The organism is Burkholderia sp. ZZQ-2, assembly GCF_050768715.1.
Taxonomy (GTDB): Bacteria; Pseudomonadota; Gammaproteobacteria; order Burkholderiales; family Burkholderiaceae; genus Burkholderia; species Burkholderia cepacia.
In genome coordinates, this window is sequence record NZ_LDVA01000071.1 from 1 (window position 1) to 22,652 (window position 22,652).

A 22,652-nucleotide genomic window follows, 5' to 3' on the forward strand; every position below is an offset into this window, starting at 1 on the left:
CGTGCTCGTGGCTGCCGCTCGCGTTCGGCGATTCGTCGATTGCATGGCTGGTCGTCGGCATCGTGCTGCTCGACGTCGGCGGGCAGGCCGTCCACGTCGTCAACCAGAGCATGATTCTCAGCACGCGGCCCGATGCGCACGCGCGCCTCGTCGGCTGCTACATGCTGTTCTATTCGGCCGGCAGCGGGCTCGGCGCGATTGCATCGACGATGATGTATGCGCGCGCCGGATGGACGGGCGTCTGCGTGCTCGGCGCGGTCGTGAGCGTGGCGGCGCTCGGCGTCTGGGCCGCGACGCTCAGGCGCGCGTGACGCGTGCCGGCGTCGCGCATCGGATGGGGGGATCAGCCGGCCCTGCGCAGGCGGCCGGCACGCGAACCGGCCGCGCACGCGCACCGGTTCGGTTTCCCGTTCGGCGCGCAGATCGCGCGCCACGGGCGCTCAACCTGCCGCCCGGATCGCCTCTTCGTACACGCCGGCCACGCGCCGCGCGATCACCGCGTTGTCGAAATGATCGCGTGCATAGCGCTTGCACGCGGCCTCGTCGGGCAGCGTGATCGCGCCCGACAGCGCGGCACCGAGCCCTTCCGCGATCGCGTCCGCGCCGGTGGACGGCAGCACGAGATCGTCGGACAGCCCGGCCACCGCCTCCGGCAGCCCGCCGACCGGCGTGACCAGCACGGGCGTGCCGGACGCGAGCGATTCGACGGTGATCAGCCCGAAGCCTTCGAGCGCGACCGTCGGCACGACGCTGACCGTCGCCGCGCGGTACAGCGCGGCGAGATGGTTGTCCGGCACGAAGCCGAGCAGCTTCACGTTGTCCTGCAGGCCTGCCGCATCGATGCGCTGCTGCAGTTCCTCGCCGATCTTGCCCTTGCCGGCGATCAGCAGCAGCACGTCCGGGTGACGGTGCTTGAGGAGGCCGATCGCGTCGATCAGGTCCTCCAGCCCCATGCGCCGCACGAGCCGGCGCACGGCCAGCACGATCGGCCGGTCCTGCGGCAGTTGCAGCTTGTGCCGCGCCTCGGCGGGCGTGAGCGGCGTGTCGAACTGCGCGGTATCGACGCAACCGGGAATCACGCGCACACGCGACGGATCGATCCCGTAGCGGTTCGTCAGGATCTGGCCGAACGCCTGCGACAGCACGATCAGCCGCGACGAACGCGTATAGACGGCCTGCTCGAGATAACGCTTCGCGCGCTGGCCGAGCGACGCGGCGCCCTCGACCTGGCTTTCGTCGGCCCACGGGCCCTGGAAGTGCGACACCTGCGGAATCCCGCGCGTGACGTCGAGGCCCGGGAACGTGTACAGCGCGAAGTGCGACGAGATCACGTCCGGCCGCTCGCTGCGGATCTCCTCGCGCAGCGCGCGCCGCGCGGCGAGCATGCGGCGCGCGAGCGGCTCCGATGCGGGGCCGAAGCCCTGGATCGCGCCGCCCGTGTCGTCGGCGACCCTCTGCGAGCCGGCGACGAGCCCGCGCACCTCGACGCCCGCGCCCGGCAGCGCGCCGACGAGCGAGTAGTACATCCGGTCGAGGCCGCCCGCGCGTTCGGGGAACCAGTGCATGCCGATCTGCAACGATTTGATCGGCCGGGAAGAGTGGGACATTACGATTGCTCCTGCGTCACTGCATGCTCGACCCGCTCGAAGGCGGACGGCTGCGTGGGTTGGCCGATGCGCCGGTAGAGCGCGACATACTGGGCGCCCATGTGCGCCCAGCCGAAACGGGTCATCAATTCGCGGGCCGCGTCGCCCATCGCGCGGCACGTGTCGCGCGACGCCGCGAGCGAGCCGATCGCCTGCGCGAGCGCGGCCGGATCGTCCGGGTCCTCCAGCACGATCCCGCATTCGCGCGTGATGATTTCGGCGCCGCCCGCCGTACGCGCGGTGACGACCGGCAGCCCGGCCGCCATCGCCTCCAGCAGCGACAGGCTCATCGCTTCGTAGCGCGACGGGAATACGTAGGCGTCGACCGAGCGCATCAGCGTCGGCATGTTTTTCACGAGGCCGAGGAAATGCACGCGCGCATCGATGCCGAGCGCGCGCGCCTCTTCCGGATACGGGCTGCCGGGCAGATAACCGGCCACCGCCAGGTGCACGTTCGCCGGCAGCTTCGTCAGCGCCTTCAGCACCGTGCCGAGGTTCTTGCGCGGCGTGCGCAGGTCGCCGACGAACAGCAGCAGGAACGCGTCGTCCGGCAGCTTGAACGCCGCGCGGTCGGCCTGCGCACCGGCGAACGCGCTGCCGTCGACGCCGTTGTAGATCACGCTGATCTTGCGGCTGTCGATGCCGAGCCCGGCGATCTCGTCGGCCACCTTCTGCGACACGGCGGTAATCGCGCGCGACCGCTTGTACGCCCAGCGCTCGAGCGTGGTGTTCACGCGCGTATAGACGTACTGATAGGCCGACCACAGCCCCTTCGTCGGCCCGAACGGATAGTACGGACTCTTGAACCAGCCGCCGTGCACGAAGTGCGCGGTATTCACGTCGGCCTTGATCCACGAGATGAAGCCGTTCACGTGCAGCACGTCGTATTCGCTGCGGTGCGCGCGCAGCCAGGCCGCGCTCTTCAGCGCGAACACCTGCTGCTTGACGAGATTCGACGGCCAGAAGCCGCCGACCTTCACCGGCACCCAGCGCACGCGCGGGTCGGCCAGCAGCTCGGGCGCGACGTGCGACGCGACCAGCGTGACCTCGTAGTTCTCGGCCAGCGCCGCGCGCGCGATTTCGTAATTGACGCGGCCCTGGCCGTCGTTATGTCGCACGACGTGCGTGACGATCGCGATTCTCAATGGTCGCCTCCCCGTGAATGCGCGGCGGCCAGCAGGCGTTGTGCCTTTTGCCAGTGCGCCGCGGCTAGTATCGAAAAAATGGCTGTGAACATCAGCAGGCCGCCCGTGCCGATCAGCGAGTTCGTGAACACGAGCATCGCGAAGGTCGACAGGCACAGGCTCAGGCACGCGCCGACGAACTTGTCATTGCGCAGCTTGAATGCCGCACGCAGCGTGCGGCCGAACAGCATCACGACGCCGGCGAGATACAGCAGCGTGCCGGGCCAGCCGAGCACGAACGGCACGTTCATCACGCCGCTGTCGAAGCTGCCGTACTTGCCGAGCTCGCCGCTGTCGCTCGACAGCTTCGTGGATGCACCCGTCGCGCCCATCCCCTCGCCGGCGACGTCGGTGAACGCCGTCTGCGCGAAGGTGGCGTAGAACTTGTTGCGGTCGTCGTAGCTGCGGTCGTCCTTCAGGTTCGTGATCGACTGCAGGCGCGCGCCGAGACGGTCGGCCACCGGCCCGACGGTCAGGAGCGGCACGCACAGCCCGACCAGCACGACGCCGCTGATCAGGATCCGCATCCGCACGCGGTTGCTCGACTGCACGAGCTGGATCGCGAGCGCGATCACCCAGCCGCCCCAGGTCGAGCGCACGAGACACAGCGCGAACGACACGAAGCCGGCCGCGCCCGCGAACCAGCGGATCTTCTGCGGCGCGGCGAACACGAACACCAGCGCGCCCATGATCGCGAACGCGAACGGCCCGGACGAGTTCATCGTGCTGAACACGCGCACGCCGTACGGCACCGGCTCGCCCTGCGAACCCATGTCGGAGCCGATCATCCACAGCACGTCCCACTGCGGCATCACGAAGTACTGCACGACGCCGTACAGGCCCATCACGAGCATGCCCCACATGAACGTGGACAGCAGCACGTCGCGGTATTCGGGATAGTCGCGGGCGTTGACCATGATGTGAAAGCCGATCAGCACCGGGTACACCCAGTTCGCGAGGTCGTAGGTCGCGGCCATCACGCCGCTCGACACGATCCCGACGAGGTACGCGTACGCGAGCCCGAACAGCATCAGCAGGATCGGGATTCCGCGCCGCTGCGCGAGCACGCGGTAATGCCGGATCAAACCCAGGCCGGCGATCATCGTCACCGCGAGCGGCGCGACCTGGATCAGGCTCGTCGGCGTGAACGCGCCCTTCGACCAGTCGGCGAGACGCCGCACTTCCGGGCTCAGGAACCACACCCACCACATGAAGCCGACGTAGCGCGCCGGACTCTTGAAATACAGCCAGATGCCGACCGCGATGGCCAGCACCGGAAACGCGAGCGTCAGCACCTTGCCCTGGTGAATGGCGATCAGCGCGGCGGTGAAGGACCACAGCCCGGCCTGCCCGACCCAGTGCTTCCGCTCGGGCAGCCAGTTGCGGCGGCGCGACGGCGCGCGTTCGGCGGCAATCGTACTCATCGATCCGCTCTCACCGCGACGACGGGCGCGAATCCGCGAGCGGCATCGCCAGGCCCGCCGCCGCCGGCGTCCGGCGCCGGCGCAGCATGTCGCGCGTGATCCGCACGTGCTGCTCGGCGAACGCCTGCGTGGTCAGGTCGCGCTCGCGCAGGCACGCGGCGGCGGCCCGCGCGCAGCCCAGCGCCGCGACCGGATCGGCCGCGAAGCGATCGGCGGCCTGGCGCATCGCCTGTGCGTCGAAGGCCGGCACGTAGGCGGCCGTATCGTGCGGGAAGTAGTCGCTGAGCCCGCCGACGTCGGACACGATCATCGGCTTGCCGACCGCGGCCGCCTCGAGCATCACGGTGATGCCCGACGCGTGGAAATTCGGCCGCAGCGGCACGACGATCACGTCGGCCCATGCGTACAGTTCGTGCTGCTTCGCGAGCCCCGACGCCGAGCCGATCTTCACGTTCGGCGCATGCCACTCGCGCGGCACGCGGCGCCGCGTCGCCAGCCGCACGTCGTAGCGCGCATCGCCGCCGAACGCGGCGAGGAACGTGCGCCAGTCGCGGTCGCGGTCGTTGCCGATCGCCGCGATCCGCAGCGGCCGGTTCGGTTGCCATTGCTGCGGCTCGACGATCGGGAAATCCTGCGTGTTCAGCCCGTAGTAGACGAACTCGGCTTCGCGGCCGAGATAACGACGGCACAGGTCGGCGTTGTCGCGGGCCAGCGTGGTCAGCGCGTCGGCGCGCGCGATCAGCTTGCGGTACAGCCAGCGGCGCGGGCCGCCGAAGCTGCCCCACTTGTCGAACAGCCACACGCTCTGCGCGAGCAGCAGCGGACGTTTGCCCTGCTCGCCGGCCAGCTTCAGGATCAGCGACGCCGCAAGGTGCTCCTGCTCCGTGTGCGTCCAGATCACGTCGGTGTTCAGCAACGCGGCACGGTTGCGCCATGCATGCACGACGTCGAAGCCGAGCGCCGCCTTCAGCGCGCGGCGCACGAGGCTGGCGACGCGGCTCTCGCCGCCGTCCTGCGAATAGGTCAGCCGGAATTCATCGGATTCGGCGTGGTGATAACCGTACAGGCAGCCGATGTTCTCGCCTTTCCGGTAGGTACGCGGATCGGCGCCGTGGAACAGATGGACATGGACCTTGGTTGCAGTCATTCGAGCCCTTCTCCGGGTTCGGCCGCGCGGCGTTGCGCGCGCGGCTCGTTCAAGACGTCACCGGCGGCATCGCCGCACGGTGGGGGGCAAGGTTCGCGCGGCGGGCATCGCGCGCGCCGCGGCGCACCGCGCGCCACTGCTCGCGGATCCGCTCGCGCTTCGACGTATGCAGCGACAGCAGCACGTGCGCAAGGCCCGGATAGACGCGCGTACCGACCAGCGTCCACCACCACCACGCGATTTCGCGCCGCACGGGCGGCAGGTGCTCACGCAGGATCAGGTGCAGGTTGTATGCGCCGTTGCTGATCGCATTCAGCGACGCGGCATCGCGCCGGTCGTCGTCGAAGCGTTCCGCCGGAAAATGATCGACCGCGATCGCCGGGTCGTAGACGAGCTTCCAGCCGGCGCGCTGCACGTGCATGCTGAAACCCATGTCGTTGTGCACCTGCGCACCGGCGCCGCGCAGCCGCGTGTCGAAGCGCAGCCGCTCGATCGCGGCACGGCGGTAGCTCATGTTCGCGCCTTTCAGCATGTCGACTTCGCGCATGCCGCCAACGCCGAGGTGATGATTGCCGACGATCTTGCCGGACAGCGTGAGCTGGCCGACGAGCTCGCGCGATTCGTCGAGCACGCGGCCCTTCTCGTGCACCCAGTCGCGGCCGCCGACCGCGCCCACGCGCGGGTCGGCCTCGAACGCCGACTCGACGCGGGCGAGCCAGTCGGGGTGCGGCGCCGCGTCGTCGTCGGTGATCGCGACGATGTCGCCGTTCGCCGAGTCGAGCCCCTTGTTCAGCGCGGCGACCTGGCCCGGCACATCGACCGGCACGATGCGCAGCGGCAGCGCGCCGCCGACCGCCGGATCGGCAAGCCGTTCGTGCGTGGCATCGTCCTCCGGGCGCGCGACGACGATCACCTCGTCGGGCAGCCGCTGCTGCCGCTGCAGCGCCAGCAGGCAGCGCGCGAGGTCGGCGGGGCGCCGATAGGTCGGAACGAGCACGGAAATTTTCATCGTTGGTTCTCCTGTCGACCGGGCAGGCGGCACGCGCGGCCCACCCGGTTACGTGCGATTCGGATCAGGCGCTCAGGTATTCATGCACGGCCGCATAACCGCGGCCGTAGCCGCGCGCTTTCGGCGGCACGCCGTTGAAGATCCCGCCTTCCAGATCGACGCCCGCGGTACGCAGGCGCTTGATCGCGTCGGCGATCTCGCCTTCGGTATGCATGCCCGAGCGCAGCACGAGGAACGTCGAACCGGCCATGCGACCGATGATGGTCGCGTCGGTCACCGCCAGCACCGGCGGCGAATCGATCAGCACGACGTCGTAGCGCTTGCCGAGCCCTTCGAGGTATTGCGGCAGGCGCGTCGACATCAGCAGCTCCGACGGGTTCGGCGGGCGCGTGCCGGCCGAGATGAACGACAGGCCCTGCACCGGCGTCTCGCGCACGGCGTCCTCGAGCGCCGACTGGTCGCTCAGCAGCTCGGACAGGCCCGGCTGCGAGGTGAAGCCGAAGTAGCGGTCGAGCAGGCCGCGGCGCATGTCGGCGTCGATCAGCAGCACGCGTTTGCCCGAATGCGCGAGCAGCACCGCGAGGTTGACCGTCAGGAAGCTCTTGCCGATGCCGGGCGTCGGGCCCGTCAGCACGATCACGCGGTTCTTCGCGTCCATCATCGCGAACTGCATCGCGGTGCGCAGGCTGCGCAGGCTCTCGACGCTCAGATCCTTCGGACGCAGGCTCGCGAGGATCGGCCGTGTGCGGCTGCCGCTCTTCTCGGCCGCCGCGTCGAGCTTCACCTGCTCGGCGCTTTGCGGCACCAGCCCGTACAGCGGCAGGTTGAACGTGCGCTCGATGCGGTCGGGGTCCTCGATGCCCTGGAACAGGTTGCGGCGCAGGAACACGACGCCGGTGCCCAGGATCAGCCCGAGGAACACCGCGGCCGACAGGATCAGCACCTTCTTCGGCTTGACCGGGGCGCCCGGACGCAGCGCGGAGTCGACGAGGTGGATGTTGCCGCCCGTGCCGGCCTTCTGCACCGACAGCTCCTGCACGCGGTTCAGCAGCAGCACGTAGATGTCCTCGGCGACCTTCGCGTCGCGCTGCAGCTGGACGGCCTTCACTTCGGTGGCCGGCAGGCTGCGGAAGCGGTTGCTGAACTTGTCCTTCTCGCCCTGCAGCTCGGCGAGCTGCTGCTTGGCGGCGATCACCATCGGGTGCGAATCGGTGAAGCGCTGCGCGAGCGACGCGAGCTGCAGGCGCTGCGCGGCGATCTGCTGCTCGTACTGCACGCTGCCCTCGAGGTAGACCTTCGCCTCGTCGCTCGCGTTGATCGAGCCCGACGTGCGCTGGTACTGCGTCAGCGCGGCTTCCGCCCGTTCGAGGTCGGCCTTCAGGCGCGGTTCCTCGCCCTTCAGGAAGTCGAGCATCTTGGTCGCTTCGGCCTGCTTCGCGACCACGTGCTGGTTCAGGTACGACTGCGCGAGCGCGTTCGCGATCGCGGCGGTCTGGTCCGGGTCCTTGCCTTCGAGCGAGATCTGCACGACGCCCGTCTGCTTGCCCTGCTCGGTCACCTGGATGCCGGCCTGGAAGCCGCTGATCGCGTCGAGATCGTTGTAGCGGACCACCGTGAACTGCGTGCCGGGGCGCGCGACGAGCTTCGACACGAGCAGCGTCACGCCGCCGCCCTGCGTCGATTCGCCGACCTGGCCCGACAGCAGCCGCGTGCCGTTCTGGTCGACGAGCGAATAGGTGCCGTTCGGGCCGGCCGTCAGCGTCAGCTTCTTGCCTTCGAGCGCGGGCACGACGCTGATCGAATCGACGTCGGCAACTTCACCGCCCCATGCATACGATTGCAGGCCGAGCCACGGCCGAGACGGCGTGCCCGGCGTCGCGACACGCGCGGCGAGGCTGCCGATCAGCGGCAGCGTCTTCGGCACGACCGAGAAATTCAGCTTGAACTGGTCGACCACCGGCGCGACGACGCCGCGGCTCTTGATGATCTCGATTTCCGCATCGGTCTGCGCCTGCTGCGGACCGGAGTTGATCGTCGCGCCGGTCTGCGTCTGCGTGAGCGCCTGCGACGTGTTGTCGTTGCTCTCGACCCGCACGTGCACGTCGGCCTGGTACACCGGCTTCGCGACGTAACAGTAGAGGCCGGCGAGCGCGACGACCGTCACCGCGATGCCGAGCAGCAGCCAGATGTCGTCCATGATCACCTGGAGCAACTGGCCGAGGACGACGTCCTCTTCCTCGGTTTTCACGGACAGATCCGCGTAGGAGTGTTTCGCTTGCGTGTTCACCATTCGTTCCCGCTTGAGTGGTGCCGGGGCGGAGGTGCCGCCCCGGCGGGCTATCAGCGCGTGATTTGCCGCATGTAGAAGATCGTCTGGATCGTCGGCAACACCTGCTGCAGCACTCGGTTGAACTGCACCGAGCTGGCCGTGCTGACGTAGACCACATCGAGCGGCTGAAGCGGGAAGCGGCTCGACAGCATCAGCGCATCGGGCTGCGTCATGTCGAGACGGAACACTTCAGGCTTCGTCGGGTTGTCGCGCATGCCGCGCATCACGTAGATCTTGCGCGGGTTCGCGTCGGTGTCGAGGATGCCGCCGCCGGCCGTCAACGCGTCGGCGATGGTCAGCTTGCCCTTGAGCATCGGCACCGTGACCGGCGTCTTGACCTCGCCCATGATGAACACGCGGCTGTCGCTGCGATCCGGCACGTTGATGATGTCGCCCTGCTGCAGCATCACGTTCTGCCGCACTTCGCCGCGGTCGAGCACGCCGTTCGCGTCGAGCGTGTAGAGCTTGCCGTCGCGCGTCAGGCGCACGCGCTGCAGATCGGCGTCGGTGGTCGAGCCGCCCGAACGCGAGATCGCGTCGACCAGCGTCAGCGGCACGTCGCTCATCGCGAGCGGGCCCGGCGTCTTCACCTCGCCGGTCACCTGCACCTTCTGGCTGCGGAACGACAGCACGCGCACGTCGAGCTGCGGATTCTTCACGTAACGCGCGAGTCGCGTGGCCAGCTCGTCACGGGTCTGCGCGATCGTCTTGCCCGCCACGTGGATACGGCCGACGAACGGGAAGAAGATCGTGCCGTCGGCGGCCACCGTCTGGCCATAAGGATCGGCCTGGCCCGGCAGCGACGACGAATAGGGTTGCTGCAGCGCGCCCGCGATCGTCTGCGTCGTGTTGCCGCCGCTCGAGAACGACTGGCCCTGCGGCGTCGTCAGCTCCGGGTGGTCCCAGACGGTGACGCCGAGGATGTCCTGCGGCCCGATGCGGTACACGTATTGCGACGGATCGGTATAGCGTCCGGGCGGCAGCGGATGGTCGACCTGCGCCTTCTGCAGCTGGTCCATCACCACTTTGGCGTCGATGTAATGAACCGGATAGGTCTCGGCCGCTTGCTGGCGGCCTTCGTCCTTCAGGTTCGACGAGTCGAGGTAGTTGCCGGGCGCGGTTGCACAGGCTGACAGGAAGGTCGTCAGCGCGACGGCAAGCGCCACCGGGCGCATCGGGCGTTTCAGCATAGTTTCTGTAGCCATCCTTGAACCAGACGTTCGATCAGTGAGTAGCTCTCGCGGTAATCGGCCTCGGGGCCGCCGTGCGGGTCGGCAATCTCGGCCCCTTCCCACTTGCCGAGCAGGTGGACCTTGCCGCGCGCGAACGGATCGACCTTTTCGACGGCCGCGATCTGTCCGCGCTCGCTGACGAGAATCAGGTCGGCGTCGCGCACGATCCGGCGCGACAGCCGCCGCGAGCGGTGGGTCGTCGCATCGACGCCCCGCTCGGCGAGCAGCTGCCGCATCACCGGATCGATGCCGTCGCCGTCGTTCGCATGCACGCCGGCCGAATGGAACGTCGGGCGCGGGCCGCCGCGCGACGCGGCGTGCGACTTGAACAGCATTTCCGCTGCCGGGCTGCGACAGACGTTCGCGTGACAGACGATCAGGATGTTCCGGAACATGGCGTCTCGTAACGAGTGACGGGAAACGGGTTACGCGCTCGCGGGCGCGGTGCCCGGCACACGCGCGGCGACGGCCTGGCGCGAGCCCGGCCGGCCGATCGGGTGGTATTCGATGCCCAGCTCGGTCATCGTCTCCGGCTCGTACAGGTTGCGGCCGTCGAAGATCACCGGCGCTTTCCACAGGCGGCCGAGCGCGATGAAGTCGGGGCTCTTGAAGATCTTCCATTCGGTGACGATCACGAGCGCGTCGGCATCGCGCGCGGCCTGCGCTTCGTCGTCGACGAAGCTCAAGCGCTCGAGCCAGCTCGGGTGATCGGCGAGATCGAGCGCGATCACGCGGCGCGCTTCCTGCTGCGCGACCGGGTCGTACGCGGCGATGCGCGCCCCGCGCGACAGCAGCTCGGCGATCAGCTCGCGGCTCGGCGCTTCGCGCATGTCGTCGGTGTTCGGCTTGAACGCGAGGCCCCAGATCGCGAACGTGCGGCCGGTCAGGTCCTCGCCGAAGCGGGCGACGATCTTCTCGGCAAGCACGCGCTTTTGCGTAGCGTTGACCGACGACACGGCCTTCAGGATCTGCAGTGCCTGCCCGTGCTCGTCGGCCGTGCGGATCAGCGCCTCGACGTCCTTCGGGAAGCACGAGCCGCCGTAGCCGCAGCCGGCATACAGGAAGTGATAGCCGATGCGCGGATCGGAGCCGATCCCGCGGCGCACGGCCTCGATGTCCGCGCCGAAACGGTCGGCGAGGTTCGCCAGCTCGTTCATGAACGAGATGCGGGTCGCGAGCATCGCGTTCGCCGCGTATTTCGTGAACTCGGCTGAGCGCACGTCCATGTACAGCGTGCGTTCGTGGTTGCGGTTGAACGGCGCATAGAGCTTCTTCATCAGCTCGCGCGCGCGCTCGCCCGGCACGTCGTCGTCGCAGCCGATCACGATGCGGTCCGGCCGCGTGAAATCGTCGACCGCCGCGCCTTCCTTCAGGAATTCCGGATTCGACACGACCGAGAACATCTGGTCGCCGCCGCGCTTCGCGAACTCCTCGGCCACCGCCGCGCGCACGCGCTCGGCCGTGCCGACCGGCACCGTCGACTTGTCGACGATCACCTTGAAGCCCGTCATGTAACGGCCGATGTTGCGCGCCGCCGCGAGCACGTATTGCAGGTCGGCCGAGCCGTCCTCGTCGGGCGGCGTGCCGACCGCGATGAACTGCACGTCGCCGTGCGCGACCGCGGCCTCGATATCGGTCGAGAAGCGCAGGCGGCCCGCCGAGCGGTTGCGCGCGATCACTTCCTTGAGGCCCGGCTCGTGGATCGGCACGCCGCCGTTGTTCAGGATGTCGATCTTTGCCTGGTCGACGTCGAGACAGAACACGTCGTGCCCGATGTCGGCGAGACAGGCGCCGGTGACAAGACCTACGTAACCGCTGCCGATGATAGTCAGATTCATGATGTGTCGGACCTCTTGACCAATGATTCGAAATTCGTAAAACCGCGATGCCTGCGTGGCGCGGCCTCGGTACTCAGTACGCGTTGCTGCCGGTGAAGCCTTTCCAGAGCGTCAGCACGACGATCTTGATGTCGAGCCAGAACGACCAGTTCTGCATGTAGTACAGATCGAGCTTCACGCGCCCCATCATCTTCTCGATCTGGTCGGTCTCGCCACGAAAGCCGTTGATCTGCGCCCAGCCGGTGATGCCCGGCTTGATCCGGTAGCGGAACATGTAGCCCTTGACGAGATCCTTGTAGATGTCGTCGTGCGCGAGCGCATGCGGGCGCGGGCCGACGACCGACATCTCGCCCTTCAATACGTTGATGAACTGCGGCAGCTCGTCGAGGCTCGTGCGGCGCAGGAACCGGCCGACCGGCGTCACGCGCGAGTCGTTCTTGGTCGCCTGCGTGACCTGCCCGGCCACTTCCTGGTGCACCTTCATCGAGCGGAACTTGTAGATCTCGAACTCGTGCCCGTCGATGCCCTTGCGTTTCTGGCGGAAGAACACCGGCCCGCGCGACGTCAGCTTGATCAGGCCGGCAATCAGCACCATCACCGGCGCGAGCGCGGTGAGCGCGGCCAGCGCGAACAGCCGGTCGAACACGAACTTCGGCAGGATCCGCACGTCGGTGATCGGCGACGCCGCGAGGTTGATCGCCGGCACGCCGAGCACCTCGACCACTTCCTGGTTGAAGAACGACAGCGTGCGCACGTCCGGGATGAAACGGATGTTGACGAAGTCGTGGCGGAACACGGTCACGATCTGGTGAATCCGGCGTTCCTCCGTGATCGGCAGCGTGAGCCACAGCTCGCTGATCGCGCGGCTGCGTACCAGCCACACCAGCGATTCGAACTGCCGCTCGATGCGCACGTCGTCGAGCGCGACCTCGCCCGGCGCTTCGCTTTCGTCGTATACGCACACCGGGTTGAAACCGGCTTCCGGCCGCGCCCGCATCTGCGCGATCAGCCGCCGCGCCGCCGGCGTCCCGCCGACGATCGCGACCGCCTTCAGGTTGTAGCCGCCGCGGCGCAGCTGCCGCAGCACGACGTGCACGCAGGTTTTCGAGCCGGCGAGCAGCGCCATCGTCACGAGCGCCCAGTAACCCAGCCACAGCCGCGACAGGTCGCCCGACTGATGGAAGCTGAAGCTCATCAGGATGCCCGCGAGCTCGACCACGAGCCATGCGAACGCAACCCGACCCACCAGCCCGACGAGACGCTTGCCGCGCCACGACTGGTAAATGCCGATGGCCGGAAAGAACACGACGACGAGCAGGCAGTCGAACAGCACCGTCGTGCGCTGCAGGTCGTTGAGCCAGATGCTGCCGTCGTGCAGTGCGGCGGCGATCAGCGCCCCCGCTACGACCATCGCGATATCGATGACTCTCGCCAGCACGCTCAACATGTCTGCTTCCTCTTTGAACAGGCGTTTGCCGAACAGCTCCTTGTGCGACCCGTGCCGCACATTCGATTCAAACGTTGCATGACGCTATTGAAGCGGTAAGAAAATTCCGCCTCAAGCGCACAAGTATTTCGAAAAATAATCGGAAATTCTTGCTGCGTAGTTTTTGAATTAAATCGGCAGGTTTTCCCGAAATGATCGCGAATCGGGAATTTTTCGGAAGCTTTACGGTTTCCGCTCACCCTTTGCGGGCGGTCAACACCAGCCGATTCACCGATTTATTTTTTACTTTTTTATTTGCACCGGATGCTGGCGAGGAAAATTCTTCCCGGTGAATGCCCGGCGAATATCAGGCAATGGGCCCGGTTTTATTGTCGATTTACTTCATGCTACAACGGCAGGCACTGACTTCAACCGTGGAGAGTGTCAACATGAATGCTCCGGCCGTGGCTGCCGAAACGCGCCATTCCCCTTCCGCCGCACCCGCCGCCGGCACGCGCGTCGCCGTGCAACCGGTGATTCTCGCCGGCGGCTCCGGCACGCGCCTGTGGCCGATGTCGCGCGAACGCTTTCCGAAACAGCTGATCGGCTTGCTCGGCGAACATTCGTTGCTGCAGTCGACCGCGCTGCGCCTCGATGGCCTGGCGGGCGATCATCCGCTGACCGACGACGTGCTGATCGTATGCGGCGAGGATCACCGCTTCACGACCGCCGAACAGCTGCGCCTGACCGGCAAGTCCGCATCGATCATGCTCGAGCCGATCGCCCGCGACACCGCGCCCGCGCTGACGCTCGCCGCGCTGCGGCTCGTCGCCGACGGCAACGATGCGATCATGACCGTGATGCCGGCCGACCATGCGGTGGCCGACCTGCCGCGCTTTCACGCCGCGGTCGCAGCCGGCGTGCACTGCGCGAAGCAAGGCCGGATCGCGACGATGGGCATCGTGCCCAAGCACGCGGAAACCGGCTACGGCTACATCCGCGTCGGCGCGCCGCTCGGCGACGCCGCGACGGGCAGCCTCGACGTGCGCCGCCTCGATCGTTTCGTCGAGAAACCGCATCTCGAACTCGCTCGGCAGTACGTCGCATCGGGCGAATACTGGTGGAACAGCGGGATCTTCATCGTGCGCGCATCGGTGTGGCTGAAGGCGATCAGCCAGCTCGAACCCGCGATCTACGCGGCCTGCGAACAGGCCGTCGCCCAGGGCAAGGCCGACGGCGATTTCTTCCGCGTCGATCGCGATGCATTCGCCGCGTCGCCGTCGAACTCGATCGACTACGCGGTGATGGAGCCGCTCGCGAGCCTGCCGCAACTGTGCGAGAGCGTCGTCGTGCCGCTCGACGCGGGCTGGTCGGACGTCGGCTCGTGGGATGCGATCTGGCAGATCTCGGAGAAGGACGAAGCCGGCAACGTCGGCCGCGGCCACGTGCTGCTCGAAGACGCGGAATCGACGTTCGCGCATTCGGAAAGCCGGCTCGTCGCCTGCGTCGGCACGCAGAACCTCGTCGTCGTCGAAACCCCCGACGCCGTGCTCGTCGCGGACAAGTCGCGCGTGCAGGACGTGAAGAAAATCGTCGGGCGCATCAAGGCGCAACGCGGCGCGGAAGCGTCCGATCACCGCAAGGTGCATCGCCCGTGGGGCCACTACGACTCGGTCGACATGGGCGAACGCTTCCAGGTGAAACGCATCGTCGTGAAACCGGGTGCGCGACTGTCGCTGCAGATGCACCACCACCGCGCCGAACACTGGATCGTCGTGCGCGGCACTGCGCGCATCACGCGCGGCGACGAAACGTTCCTGCTGTCCGAAAACGAATCGACGTACATCCCGCTCGGCGTGTCGCATCGCCTCGAGAACCCGGGCAAGATGCCGCTCGAGCTGATCGAAGTGCAGTCGGGCGCGTATCTCGGCGAGGACGACATCGTCCGCTTCGACGATACCTACGGCCGCCAGTAATACACGTGCGCCCGGGGCGCCGCTTCGACGGCGGCGCTCCGGGCGATGCAGGCAGGCATGGAAAGACGAGGCTTCCGCGCGGGCGTCGTGGCACACGACGGCCCGCCCGTTTCACCGGTGCGGCGATCAGCCTACGCGGTACACGTATTCGCGACGCTCCTGCTGCACCGGATCGTTGCGGCTTTCGGACAGCGCGCCCGTGTGACGCTCGGCGATGAAGCGCTTGATGTCCGACTCCGCACGCGCGAGCGCGGACAGGCCGGCCAGCACCTCGCCTTGCGGCGCGCGTGCCGGTTCGTCGCTCGCGCCATGGCGATCGATCCACTGACGTGCCCAGTCGAGCGCGAACTGCTCGGCTTCCTCGGCATCGGTGAAGCGCGGGCCGATCAGGCCCGAACGCTCGACGCGCCGCTCGTCCTGCGAGATCTCGGCCCACGCGCGATACATCAGGTTCTGCACGGGCTGCGCGATGCCGCGGATCGTATAGCCGCGATACTCGTCGACTTGCGGTTCGGCCGCGGCGAAGCTCGCCGACGACGCACGCGCATGGCGCAACTCCACCGATCGCGCGCCCGGCACCACGAACGACGCGTCGGACGGCCGCGCTTCGGCGTCGTCCTGCATGGACGACTGCGACGCGCCTTCGCCATCCCAAACGTTTGCGTGCGCGACCGGCAATTGCCACGACTCGGGGTTTTGCCAGAACACACCGCGCAAGCGATCGTTGTCGGGCACGGGCTCGGCACGGCGTGCGGGCACGACCGGCACCGGCGGCGGCGGGATATACGCGAACGTGCGCCCGCTGAACTGGGTCAGCACGTCGATCATCTGCAGCAGCGTGCCGGACGCCAGCCATTCCTCGTAACGGCGACGGCACGTCGGCCCGGACGGATAACGACCGGGCAGCTTCGACCAGGCTTCACCGGTCGTCAGGATCCAGAGCACCGCGTTGGCGACGACGCGCGGTTCGGCACGCGGACGCCCACGACGGTTCAGCCGGATGGGTTCATCGGCGATCAGCGTTGAAAGACGAAACCACTCTTCATCGGTAAGCTCATCGAAGAACATAGTAGATCTCTCCACGCAGCCAGGCCGGGGCTGCGATTGGCGGCGCCATCGCGACACATCGCGTCGCGGGGCGGCCAGGTTGCACATTATGCTTATCCGGTGTTGTGCATGCCGGTGCGACACCGCACTTTCACGGTGCCGCCATTCCCGGCAATGGCGCACAAATCACGGTCTCACTCCAATGTGGGAATTTTTGTGCACGAAGCATACCATCCCTAGGGTTTATCTCAATATGACAATGACTTAATGTTACGCACTGAAACAACCTGCCAAGGGTGCGTAATGTATTTACGCTTGAATTTTTTTGCGGGATCTTTATGCCCGACGCTGCAAAGGCCCGTCTGGCGGGGCTCTACAGCGTATGAAGAATGCCCGTGAATGGGCATTTTCGGGTCGCTCCGACCCCTGCCGGCAACAATCCCGCGCATTGCTGCCCAACATCGGTAAATCAGGGAAAAAAGCGTAACAAGATATTCACGAATCGGTAAATCATTCAAATTTCGCCGATTTTAATTATCTCCGTGTACAATCTTTTTATTGTTTCTCTGCGAGTGATGAAAGCCCGGTGACGTGCGATGCACGTCTTTCGCTGCATGCAAGTTCGTGACGCCTGTTACATCTTCGCGGCGGCAGGAGAGCGAAACGCGCCGCGTCGCGTGCGGAGATCGCGTTTCGGGTCGGAACGGAAAAATGGAAACCGGTGCGCGGGACGCACCGGACGTGCGGCTGACGTGCGGCGGATGCGTCAGCGCAGATCGCCGGCCAGCGATGCGGTCACGTCCGCGTCCACGCGCTGCGCCGGCATCGTGTAGGCCGGGTGATCGCAGCCGATCGACAGCGCCGCCCCGCCCTTGAGCGCCGCGCGCATCGGCGCGTCGAGCTCGAAGCGCACGAAGTGCACGGCCGACGTCTTCTCGGCGTTGTCGCGCTCGAGATCCTCGTCGGCGATCGCGTAGATGCGCGCGTGCCCGTCGACCTGCAGGTACACGCGATCCTCGACACCGATCAGCCGCGCGAGCGCCGCGCGCCGTTCGACCTCGTGCTCGTACTCGATCTGCATCGTCGCCTTCAGGTTCGTGCCGTCGGGCACGAGCGGCAGATACGCTTCCAGCTCCCCTTCGATGCCGGCCTGGTCGAAGATCTTCTCGATGTGCAGCATCTCCTGGATCTGATAGCGGATCGTCGTCTCGTCCTCGAACAGGAAGCGCAGGTGGTTGCCGAGGGCCACCGCGCGGCGGCGCTTGTACGCGACCAGCCGCGCATGTTCGGCCTTGCGGATCTGCGCGTACGCTTCGAGCGTCAGCAGGGAGTCGCGGGTCAACGTCATGGGATGTCCTCGTGGGTCGGCCGGCGGCGGCTCAGATGCCGTATGCGCGGCGCAGCAGCGTGAGCGGATGCGCGAGCGGCGCGGACGGCAGCCCGTTGTCGTCGATGCCCTGCACGATGTGATGGCCGGCCAGCGCGCAGTCCGACGACACGAAATCCGGCTGCGGCTCGGCCATCGCCTTGAACACGGGCCCGCCGATCCGCATCGCGTCCGCATGAAACTCCTTTTTCACGCCGAACGTGCCCGCGTGGCCCGAGCAGCGCTCGACGACGTTCACGCGCGTATCGGGCACGAGCGACAGCGCGTCGGCCGTCTTGCGACCGATGTTCTGCACGCGCGCATGGCACGGCACGTGATACGACACGGTGCCGAGGCCCGTCTTGAAATCGGTCTTCAGCAACCCGTCGCGATGCCGCGCGATCACGTATTCGAACGGATCCCAGAATGCGTCGGCCACCGCGCGCACGGCGGCGTCGCCGGGGAACATCAGCGGCAGCTCGCTCTTGTACATCAGCACGCAGCTCGGAATCGCGCCGATCAATGCATAACCTTCGCGCGCATAGCGTTCGAGCACGGGCAGGTTCACGTCCTTCTTCGCGGCCACGCCGGCGAGATTGCCCTGCTCGAGTAGCGGCATCCCGCAGCAGGCTTCTCGCGTGACGAGCTCGTAAGGGATGTCGTTGTGCGCGAGGATCGCGAGCAGGTCGTGGCCGATGCCCGGCTCGTTGAAATTCACGTAGCAGGTCGCGTAGATCGCGACCTTGCCGGGCGTGCGTTCGCCGTCGCGCACGGGCAGGCCGTCCGACGGTTTCGCCGCGCGCCGGAACTTGCGCGGCGCGAATTCCGGCAGCCACGCATGGCGATCGACGCCGAGCGTCGCTTCGAGCGCATGACGCGCGGGCGGCGTACGGTTCACCGCGTTCACCGCCTGCGTGACGATCGGAATGCCGGCAAAGTGACCGAGCGAGTCGGTGTTCGACAGCACCTTGTCGCGCAACGTCGCTTCGCCGCGCTTGTAGCGCGCGGCCTTGCCGCGCAGCATCAGGTGCGGGAAGTCGACGTTCCATGCGTGCGGCGGCACGTACGGGCATTTCGTCATGTAGCAGAGGTCGCACAGGTAGCACTGGTCGACGACCTTGCCGAACGCCGCCTTCGGCACTTCCTCGATATCGCCCATCGGCGTGTCGTCGACCAGGTCGAACAGCGTCGGAAACGCGCCGCACAGCGACACGCAGCGCCGGCATCCGGCACAGATGTCGAACACGCGCGTCATTTCCGCATCGATCGCGGCCTGGTCGTAGAACGCGTCGGACTGCCAGTCGAGCGGATGCCGGGTCGGGGCTTCGAGACTGCCTTCCTTGTGGGGCATGGGGCGCTCCAGCGTGGCGCGCATGCGCGCCAGCGCCGCCCGCGCGATGCGGGCAGCGATGAACGAACAGCCGGCCGCTTGCCGGTCGCACGGCCTGCCGTGCGGCCCGCGGCGGCCCGTCAGTCGACGAGACTGTCCAGCGCCTTCGTATAGCGGTTCGCGTGGCTGCGTTCGGCCTTCGCCAGTGTCTCGAACCAGTTCGCGATTTCGTCGAAGCCCTCGTCGCGCGCCGTCTTCGCCATGCCCGGATACATGTCCGTGTATTCGTGCGTTTCGCCGGCGATCGCCGATTCGAGATTCTGTCGCGATGAACCGAACGGCAAGCCCGTTGCCGGATCGCCGACGGCTTCCAGGTATTCGAGATGGCCGTGCGCATGGCCGGTTTCGCCTTCGGCGGTCGAGCGGAACAGCGCGGCGACGTCGTTCTGGCCTTCGACGTCAGCCTTCGAAGCGAAATACAGATAACGCCGGTTCGCCTGCGATTCGCCCGCGAATGCGGCCTTCAGGTTCTCTTCGGTTTTGCTGCCCTTGAGTTGAGCCATTTGCGCCTCCGTTCGAGTCGGCGCGGCCGCGTGCGAAGCCGGGCCGATCAGGTATGTGGGGAACGATGCGTGCGCCGCGGCGCGGCGCACGCATCGTGCTCTTCAATCTAGGCGCTCGCGTTCGCATCCCCCAATAGGCTTTTTCAATCCGGACGATAGTCGGCGCGTTGCGCGGCGGGACACGATGCGTGGCGGGGTGGTGCGCGGGGTACGCGTGTGCGGGGTACGCGTTCGCGTTCGCGTGTGCGTGCTGCGTGCGTGCCGCGTGCCTCACGCGTCGGTCGCACGCTTCAGCAGCAATTCGCGCTCGCGCTCGTTGCGGGTCAGTTCCGCCGCACGCCGGAACTCGATCTTCGCCTCGTCGGCGCGGCCGAGCTTCGCGAGCAGATCGCCGCGCACGCTCGGCAGCCAGTGATAGCGCGCAAGCGCGGGATCGTCGCGCAGCACGTCGACGAGTTCGAGCGCCGCGGCGGGCCCGAACGCCATCCCGACGGCCACCGCGCGATTCAGTTCGACGACCGGCGACGGCGCAACCTCGGCGAGCGCGTCGTACAGCGCGACGATCTGCGCCCAGTCGGTGTCCGCCGCCTGCCGCGCACGCGCATGGCATGCGGCGAGCGCAGCCTGCAACGCATACGGCCCGCGCACGCCGCCGAGCTTCGCCGCCTGCTCCAGCGCCGCGAGGCCGCGCCGGATCAAGAGCGGATCCCAGCGGCTGCGATCCTGGTCGAGCAGCAGGACGGGCCGGCCCTGCGCGTCGGTGCGCGCGTGCATGCGCGACGCCTGCAGTTCCATCAGCGCGACGAGCCCGAGCACTTCGCTCTCGTCCGGCGCCAGCCCGGCCAGCACGCGGCCGAGCCGCAGCGCCTCGTCGCACAGCGCCGGGCGCGTCCAGTCGTCGCCCGCGGTCGCCGCGTGGCCTTCGTTGAACACGAGATAGATCACTTCGAGGACCGACGCGAGCCGCGCGGGTCGCGCATCGGCGGCCGGCACCTCGAACGGCACGTGCGCGGCCGCGAGCGTGCGCTTGGCGCGCACGATCCGCTGCGCGATCGTCGGCTCGGGCGTCAGGAACGCGCGCGCGATCTCGCCCGTCGTCAACCCGCCGAGTAGCCGCAGCGTCAGCGCGATACGCGCATCGGTCGACAGCACCGGGTGGCAGGACGTGAAGATCAGCCGCAGCAGATCGTCGCCGATGTCGTCGTCGCTCGCGTCGGCGAGCGCATCCGCGATGTCGGGCACGACATGCGCTTCGAGCGCGTCCATCTCGTGGCCGAGCTGGTCGCGCTTCGCCGCGTGGAGCGACTCCTGCCGGACCCGGTCGAGCGCGCGGCGTTTCACGGCCGTCATCAGCCACGCGGCCGGGTTGTCGGGCACGCCGTCGACGGGCCAGTGCTCGAGCGCCGCGACGAGCGTGTCCTGCGCCAGCTCCTCGGCCACGCCGACGTCGCGCACCACGCGCGCGGCGCGCGCGATGATCTTGGGCGCCTCGATCCGCCAGACCGCTTCGATCGCACGGTGAGTCGCCTCGAGCGTCACGACGCCTGCCCCTGGGCGGACGCATCCAGCGGCATGGCCATCAGCTCCCATGCATGGCCGTCCGGATCGTCGAACCCGTGGCCGTACATGTTCGGATACTCGCGCGGCGCCTGCGGCGCGGACCCGCCGGCCGCGAGCGCCTTCGCGACGATCGCGTCGACCTCGGCGCGGCTGTCGCACGACAGGCACGTCAGCGCCTGCACCTGCGTCGCCGGATCGACGATGGTCTTGGCGGTGAAGGTCTGGAAAAACGGCCGCACGAGCAGCATCGCGAAAATCGTGTCGCTGATCCTGATGCAGGCGGCCTGTTCGTTGGTATAGGCCGGCACGACCTCGAAACCGAGTGCCTGGTAGAACGTCTTCGCGCGCGGCAGGTCGGCCACGGGCAGGTTGATGAAAACCATCTTGTGCATGACGGATGCTCCGGTGAACTTGGATTCGGGTGGATTCAGGCCTGGGTGCGGCCGACGTGGAGATCGCGGAACCGCTCGACCGCGTCGCTCGGGGTGAGGTCGTCGAGCTCGAACAGCGGCCGCACCTCGATCTCGCAATCCATTTCGGCGCCGAACGGCGCGGGGAACCGGCGCGTCCATTCGAGCGCCTCGTCGCGCGAACGCACCTGGATCAGCGTATAGCCGGCGATCAGTTCCTTCGTTTCGGCGAACGGGCCGTCGATCACCGTGCCCTTGCCGCCCGTGTAGCGCACGCGCCAGCCGCGCGCGCTCGGCCGCAGCCCGTTCGCGTCGAGCAGCACGCCGGCCCTGGCCAGTTCCTCGTGGTAGACGGTCATGGCTTCGACCAGCCGGTTGTCCGGCAACGCGTCGGATTCGCTGACGGCGTTCGCCCGGATCATGATCATGAATCGCATCGTTTACTCCTTGTCATCGGTGGAAGGCGGCGCCCGTTCGGCGGCGCCTTATCCGGACGACGGCCGGAAGACGCCCGGATCGACACGTTCCGCGACCAATCAGGGTAAATACCGAGTCGCGGCATTCACAGGAAGCACGGGCCGACCGCGCGCACCTCGACCGTGCACCATTGCGCGGCCGGGCACTGGCGCGCGATCTCGATCGCTTCCTCGCGGGTGTCGACGTCGACGAGGAAGAAGCCGCCGACCATCTCTTTCACCTCCGCGAACGGGCCGTCGAGCAGGCGCGTCTCGCCGTCGCGCACCTGCACGCGTGTGCCGCGCTCGGAACGCTCCAGCGACTCGACACCGCGCAGCACGCCGCGCGCCTTCAGCGTCTCGGCGAAATCGACCATCCGCGCGTACAGCGCCTGGCCTTCGTCGAGCGTGCGCTCGGCGCGCTGGTCGGTCGGCTCGACAATCAACAGCATGTAAGACATGGATTTCTCCTGTGGGAACGGGGCGCGGCAGCGTGTGCTGCGCGATCCGGATGCGCCGCCGATGCAAAAGCGTAACAGCCGTCGTGCGCCTTGCATCGTCGGCCGATCGGCACACTGGCCGGACGGCCAATTTGGCCGCTTCCTGACATTTTGCCGTCAAGATGCTTTCCCGAATCGTCGGATTTTGTTCCTTTGGACCGCCCCATGTCACGCCTGCTTTCGCCGCCTGCCGTTGCCGCGTTCGTCGTC

The 22,652-nt window shown here is 67.4% G+C and carries 21 protein-coding genes; 3 read left to right on the forward strand and 18 right to left on the reverse strand.

Annotated elements, in window-relative coordinates:
• On the forward strand, nucleotides 1-311 hold a 311-nt coding region (locus ABY44_RS02945), incomplete at its 5' end, for an MFS transporter (protein ID WP_431640828.1).
• A 129-nt stretch (nucleotides 312-440) separates the two neighbouring features.
• Here ABY44_RS02945 and ABY44_RS02950 read toward each other — a convergent pair.
• The 10 genes from ABY44_RS02950 to ABY44_RS02995 all read right to left on the reverse strand — a co-directional run bounded on the left by ABY44_RS02950 (nucleotide 441) and on the right by ABY44_RS02995 (nucleotide 13,256).
• Nucleotides 441-1,607, reverse strand: coding sequence for a glycosyltransferase family 4 protein (locus ABY44_RS02950; protein WP_060173114.1), 1,167 nt, complete (start codon nucleotides 1,605-1,607; stop codon nucleotides 441-443).
• Nucleotides 1,607-2,791 (reverse strand): glycosyltransferase family 4 protein, encoded by a 1,185-nt coding sequence (locus ABY44_RS02955; protein ID WP_048022243.1) that lies wholly within the window; start codon nucleotides 2,789-2,791, stop codon nucleotides 1,607-1,609. Before ABY44_RS02955 ends, ABY44_RS02950 begins: the two co-directional genes overlap by 1 nt.
• Nucleotides 2,788-4,254: an O-antigen ligase family protein gene (locus ABY44_RS02960; RefSeq protein WP_059693905.1), complete on the reverse strand. Its 1,467-nt coding sequence runs from the start codon at nucleotides 4,252-4,254 to the stop codon at nucleotides 2,788-2,790. Before ABY44_RS02960 ends, ABY44_RS02955 begins: the two co-directional genes overlap by 4 nt.
• Nucleotides 4,255-4,264: 10 nt before the next feature.
• Complete coding sequence (locus ABY44_RS02965; RefSeq protein WP_059693904.1) at nucleotides 4,265-5,401, reverse strand: glycosyltransferase family 4 protein; 1,137 nt, start codon at nucleotides 5,399-5,401, stop codon at nucleotides 4,265-4,267.
• Nucleotides 5,402-5,450: 49 nt separating this feature from the next.
• Nucleotides 5,451-6,410, reverse strand: coding sequence for a glycosyltransferase family 2 protein (locus ABY44_RS02970; protein ID WP_060173113.1), 960 nt, complete (start codon nucleotides 6,408-6,410; stop codon nucleotides 5,451-5,453).
• 64 nt (nucleotides 6,411-6,474) lie between these two features.
• Nucleotides 6,475-8,700 (reverse strand): polysaccharide biosynthesis tyrosine autokinase, encoded by a 2,226-nt coding sequence (locus ABY44_RS02975; RefSeq protein ID WP_431640829.1) that lies wholly within the window; start codon nucleotides 8,698-8,700, stop codon nucleotides 6,475-6,477.
• Nucleotides 8,701-8,750: 50 nt separating this feature from the next.
• Nucleotides 8,751-9,929, reverse strand: coding sequence for a polysaccharide biosynthesis/export family protein (locus tag ABY44_RS02980; RefSeq protein WP_027791028.1), 1,179 nt, complete (start codon nucleotides 9,927-9,929; stop codon nucleotides 8,751-8,753).
• Nucleotides 9,923-10,366 carry a low molecular weight protein-tyrosine-phosphatase gene (locus ABY44_RS02985; protein WP_027791027.1) on the reverse strand — a complete coding sequence of 148 codons (444 nt, stop codon included), beginning with the start codon at nucleotides 10,364-10,366 and terminating at the stop codon, nucleotides 9,923-9,925. Before ABY44_RS02985 ends, ABY44_RS02980 begins: the two co-directional genes overlap by 7 nt.
• Before the next feature lie 30 nt (nucleotides 10,367-10,396).
• The gene (locus ABY44_RS02990) at nucleotides 10,397-11,809 is read right to left on the reverse strand and encodes a UDP-glucose dehydrogenase family protein (protein WP_431640830.1); all 1,413 of its coding nucleotides are present in this window, start codon (nucleotides 11,807-11,809) and stop codon (nucleotides 10,397-10,399) included.
• Nucleotides 11,810-11,882: 73 nt separating this feature from the next.
• The gene (locus ABY44_RS02995) at nucleotides 11,883-13,256 is read right to left on the reverse strand and encodes an undecaprenyl-phosphate glucose phosphotransferase (protein WP_027791025.1); all 1,374 of its coding nucleotides are present in this window, start codon (nucleotides 13,254-13,256) and stop codon (nucleotides 11,883-11,885) included.
• A gap of 428 nt (nucleotides 13,257-13,684) precedes the next feature.
• Here ABY44_RS02995 and ABY44_RS03000 point away from each other — a divergent pair, with 428 nt between their 5' ends.
• Nucleotides 13,685-15,211: a mannose-1-phosphate guanylyltransferase/mannose-6-phosphate isomerase gene (locus ABY44_RS03000; protein ID WP_027791024.1), complete on the forward strand. Its 1,527-nt coding sequence runs from the start codon at nucleotides 13,685-13,687 to the stop codon at nucleotides 15,209-15,211.
• 126 nt (nucleotides 15,212-15,337) lie between these two features.
• Here the strand turns inward: ABY44_RS03000 and ABY44_RS03005 are convergent, their stop codons facing one another.
• From ABY44_RS03005 to ABY44_RS03040, 8 genes are all read right to left on the reverse strand, one after another.
• Nucleotides 15,338-16,279, reverse strand: a complete 942-nt coding sequence (locus ABY44_RS03005) for a transposase (RefSeq protein WP_027791023.1) — start codon at nucleotides 16,277-16,279, stop codon at nucleotides 15,338-15,340.
• 745 nt (nucleotides 16,280-17,024) lie between these two features.
• Nucleotides 17,025-17,606 carry a DUF3501 family protein gene (locus tag ABY44_RS03010; RefSeq protein ID WP_060173111.1) on the reverse strand — a complete coding sequence of 194 codons (582 nt, stop codon included), beginning with the start codon at nucleotides 17,604-17,606 and terminating at the stop codon, nucleotides 17,025-17,027.
• Between the two features lie 31 nt (nucleotides 17,607-17,637).
• Complete coding sequence (locus ABY44_RS03015) at nucleotides 17,638-18,975, reverse strand: heterodisulfide reductase-related iron-sulfur binding cluster (RefSeq protein WP_060173110.1); 1,338 nt, start codon at nucleotides 18,973-18,975, stop codon at nucleotides 17,638-17,640.
• Nucleotides 18,976-19,094: 119 nt separating this feature from the next.
• Nucleotides 19,095-19,517: a rubrerythrin family protein gene (locus tag ABY44_RS03020; protein ID WP_027791020.1), complete on the reverse strand. Its 423-nt coding sequence runs from the start codon at nucleotides 19,515-19,517 to the stop codon at nucleotides 19,095-19,097.
• Nucleotides 19,518-19,787: 270 nt separating this feature from the next.
• Nucleotides 19,788-21,056, reverse strand: coding sequence for an RNA polymerase sigma factor (locus ABY44_RS03025; protein WP_431640832.1), 1,269 nt, complete (start codon nucleotides 21,054-21,056; stop codon nucleotides 19,788-19,790).
• Complete coding sequence (locus ABY44_RS03030) at nucleotides 21,053-21,469, reverse strand: VOC family protein (RefSeq protein WP_060173108.1); 417 nt, start codon at nucleotides 21,467-21,469, stop codon at nucleotides 21,053-21,055. Before ABY44_RS03030 ends, ABY44_RS03025 begins: the two co-directional genes overlap by 4 nt.
• A gap of 35 nt (nucleotides 21,470-21,504) precedes the next feature.
• Nucleotides 21,505-21,924, reverse strand: a complete 420-nt coding sequence (locus ABY44_RS03035) for a YciI family protein (RefSeq protein ID WP_021164039.1) — start codon at nucleotides 21,922-21,924, stop codon at nucleotides 21,505-21,507.
• Between the two features lie 125 nt (nucleotides 21,925-22,049).
• On the reverse strand, nucleotides 22,050-22,403 hold the full coding sequence (locus tag ABY44_RS03040) for a YciI family protein (protein WP_021164040.1): 354 nt from the start codon (nucleotides 22,401-22,403) through the stop codon (nucleotides 22,050-22,052).
• Here ABY44_RS03040 and ABY44_RS03045 point away from each other — a divergent pair.
• A partial coding sequence (locus ABY44_RS03045; RefSeq protein ID WP_431640833.1) for a hypothetical protein occupies nucleotides 22,402-22,652 on the forward strand: 251 nt, incomplete at its 3' end. The two genes, ABY44_RS03040 and ABY44_RS03045, sit on opposite strands and share 2 nt — an antisense overlap.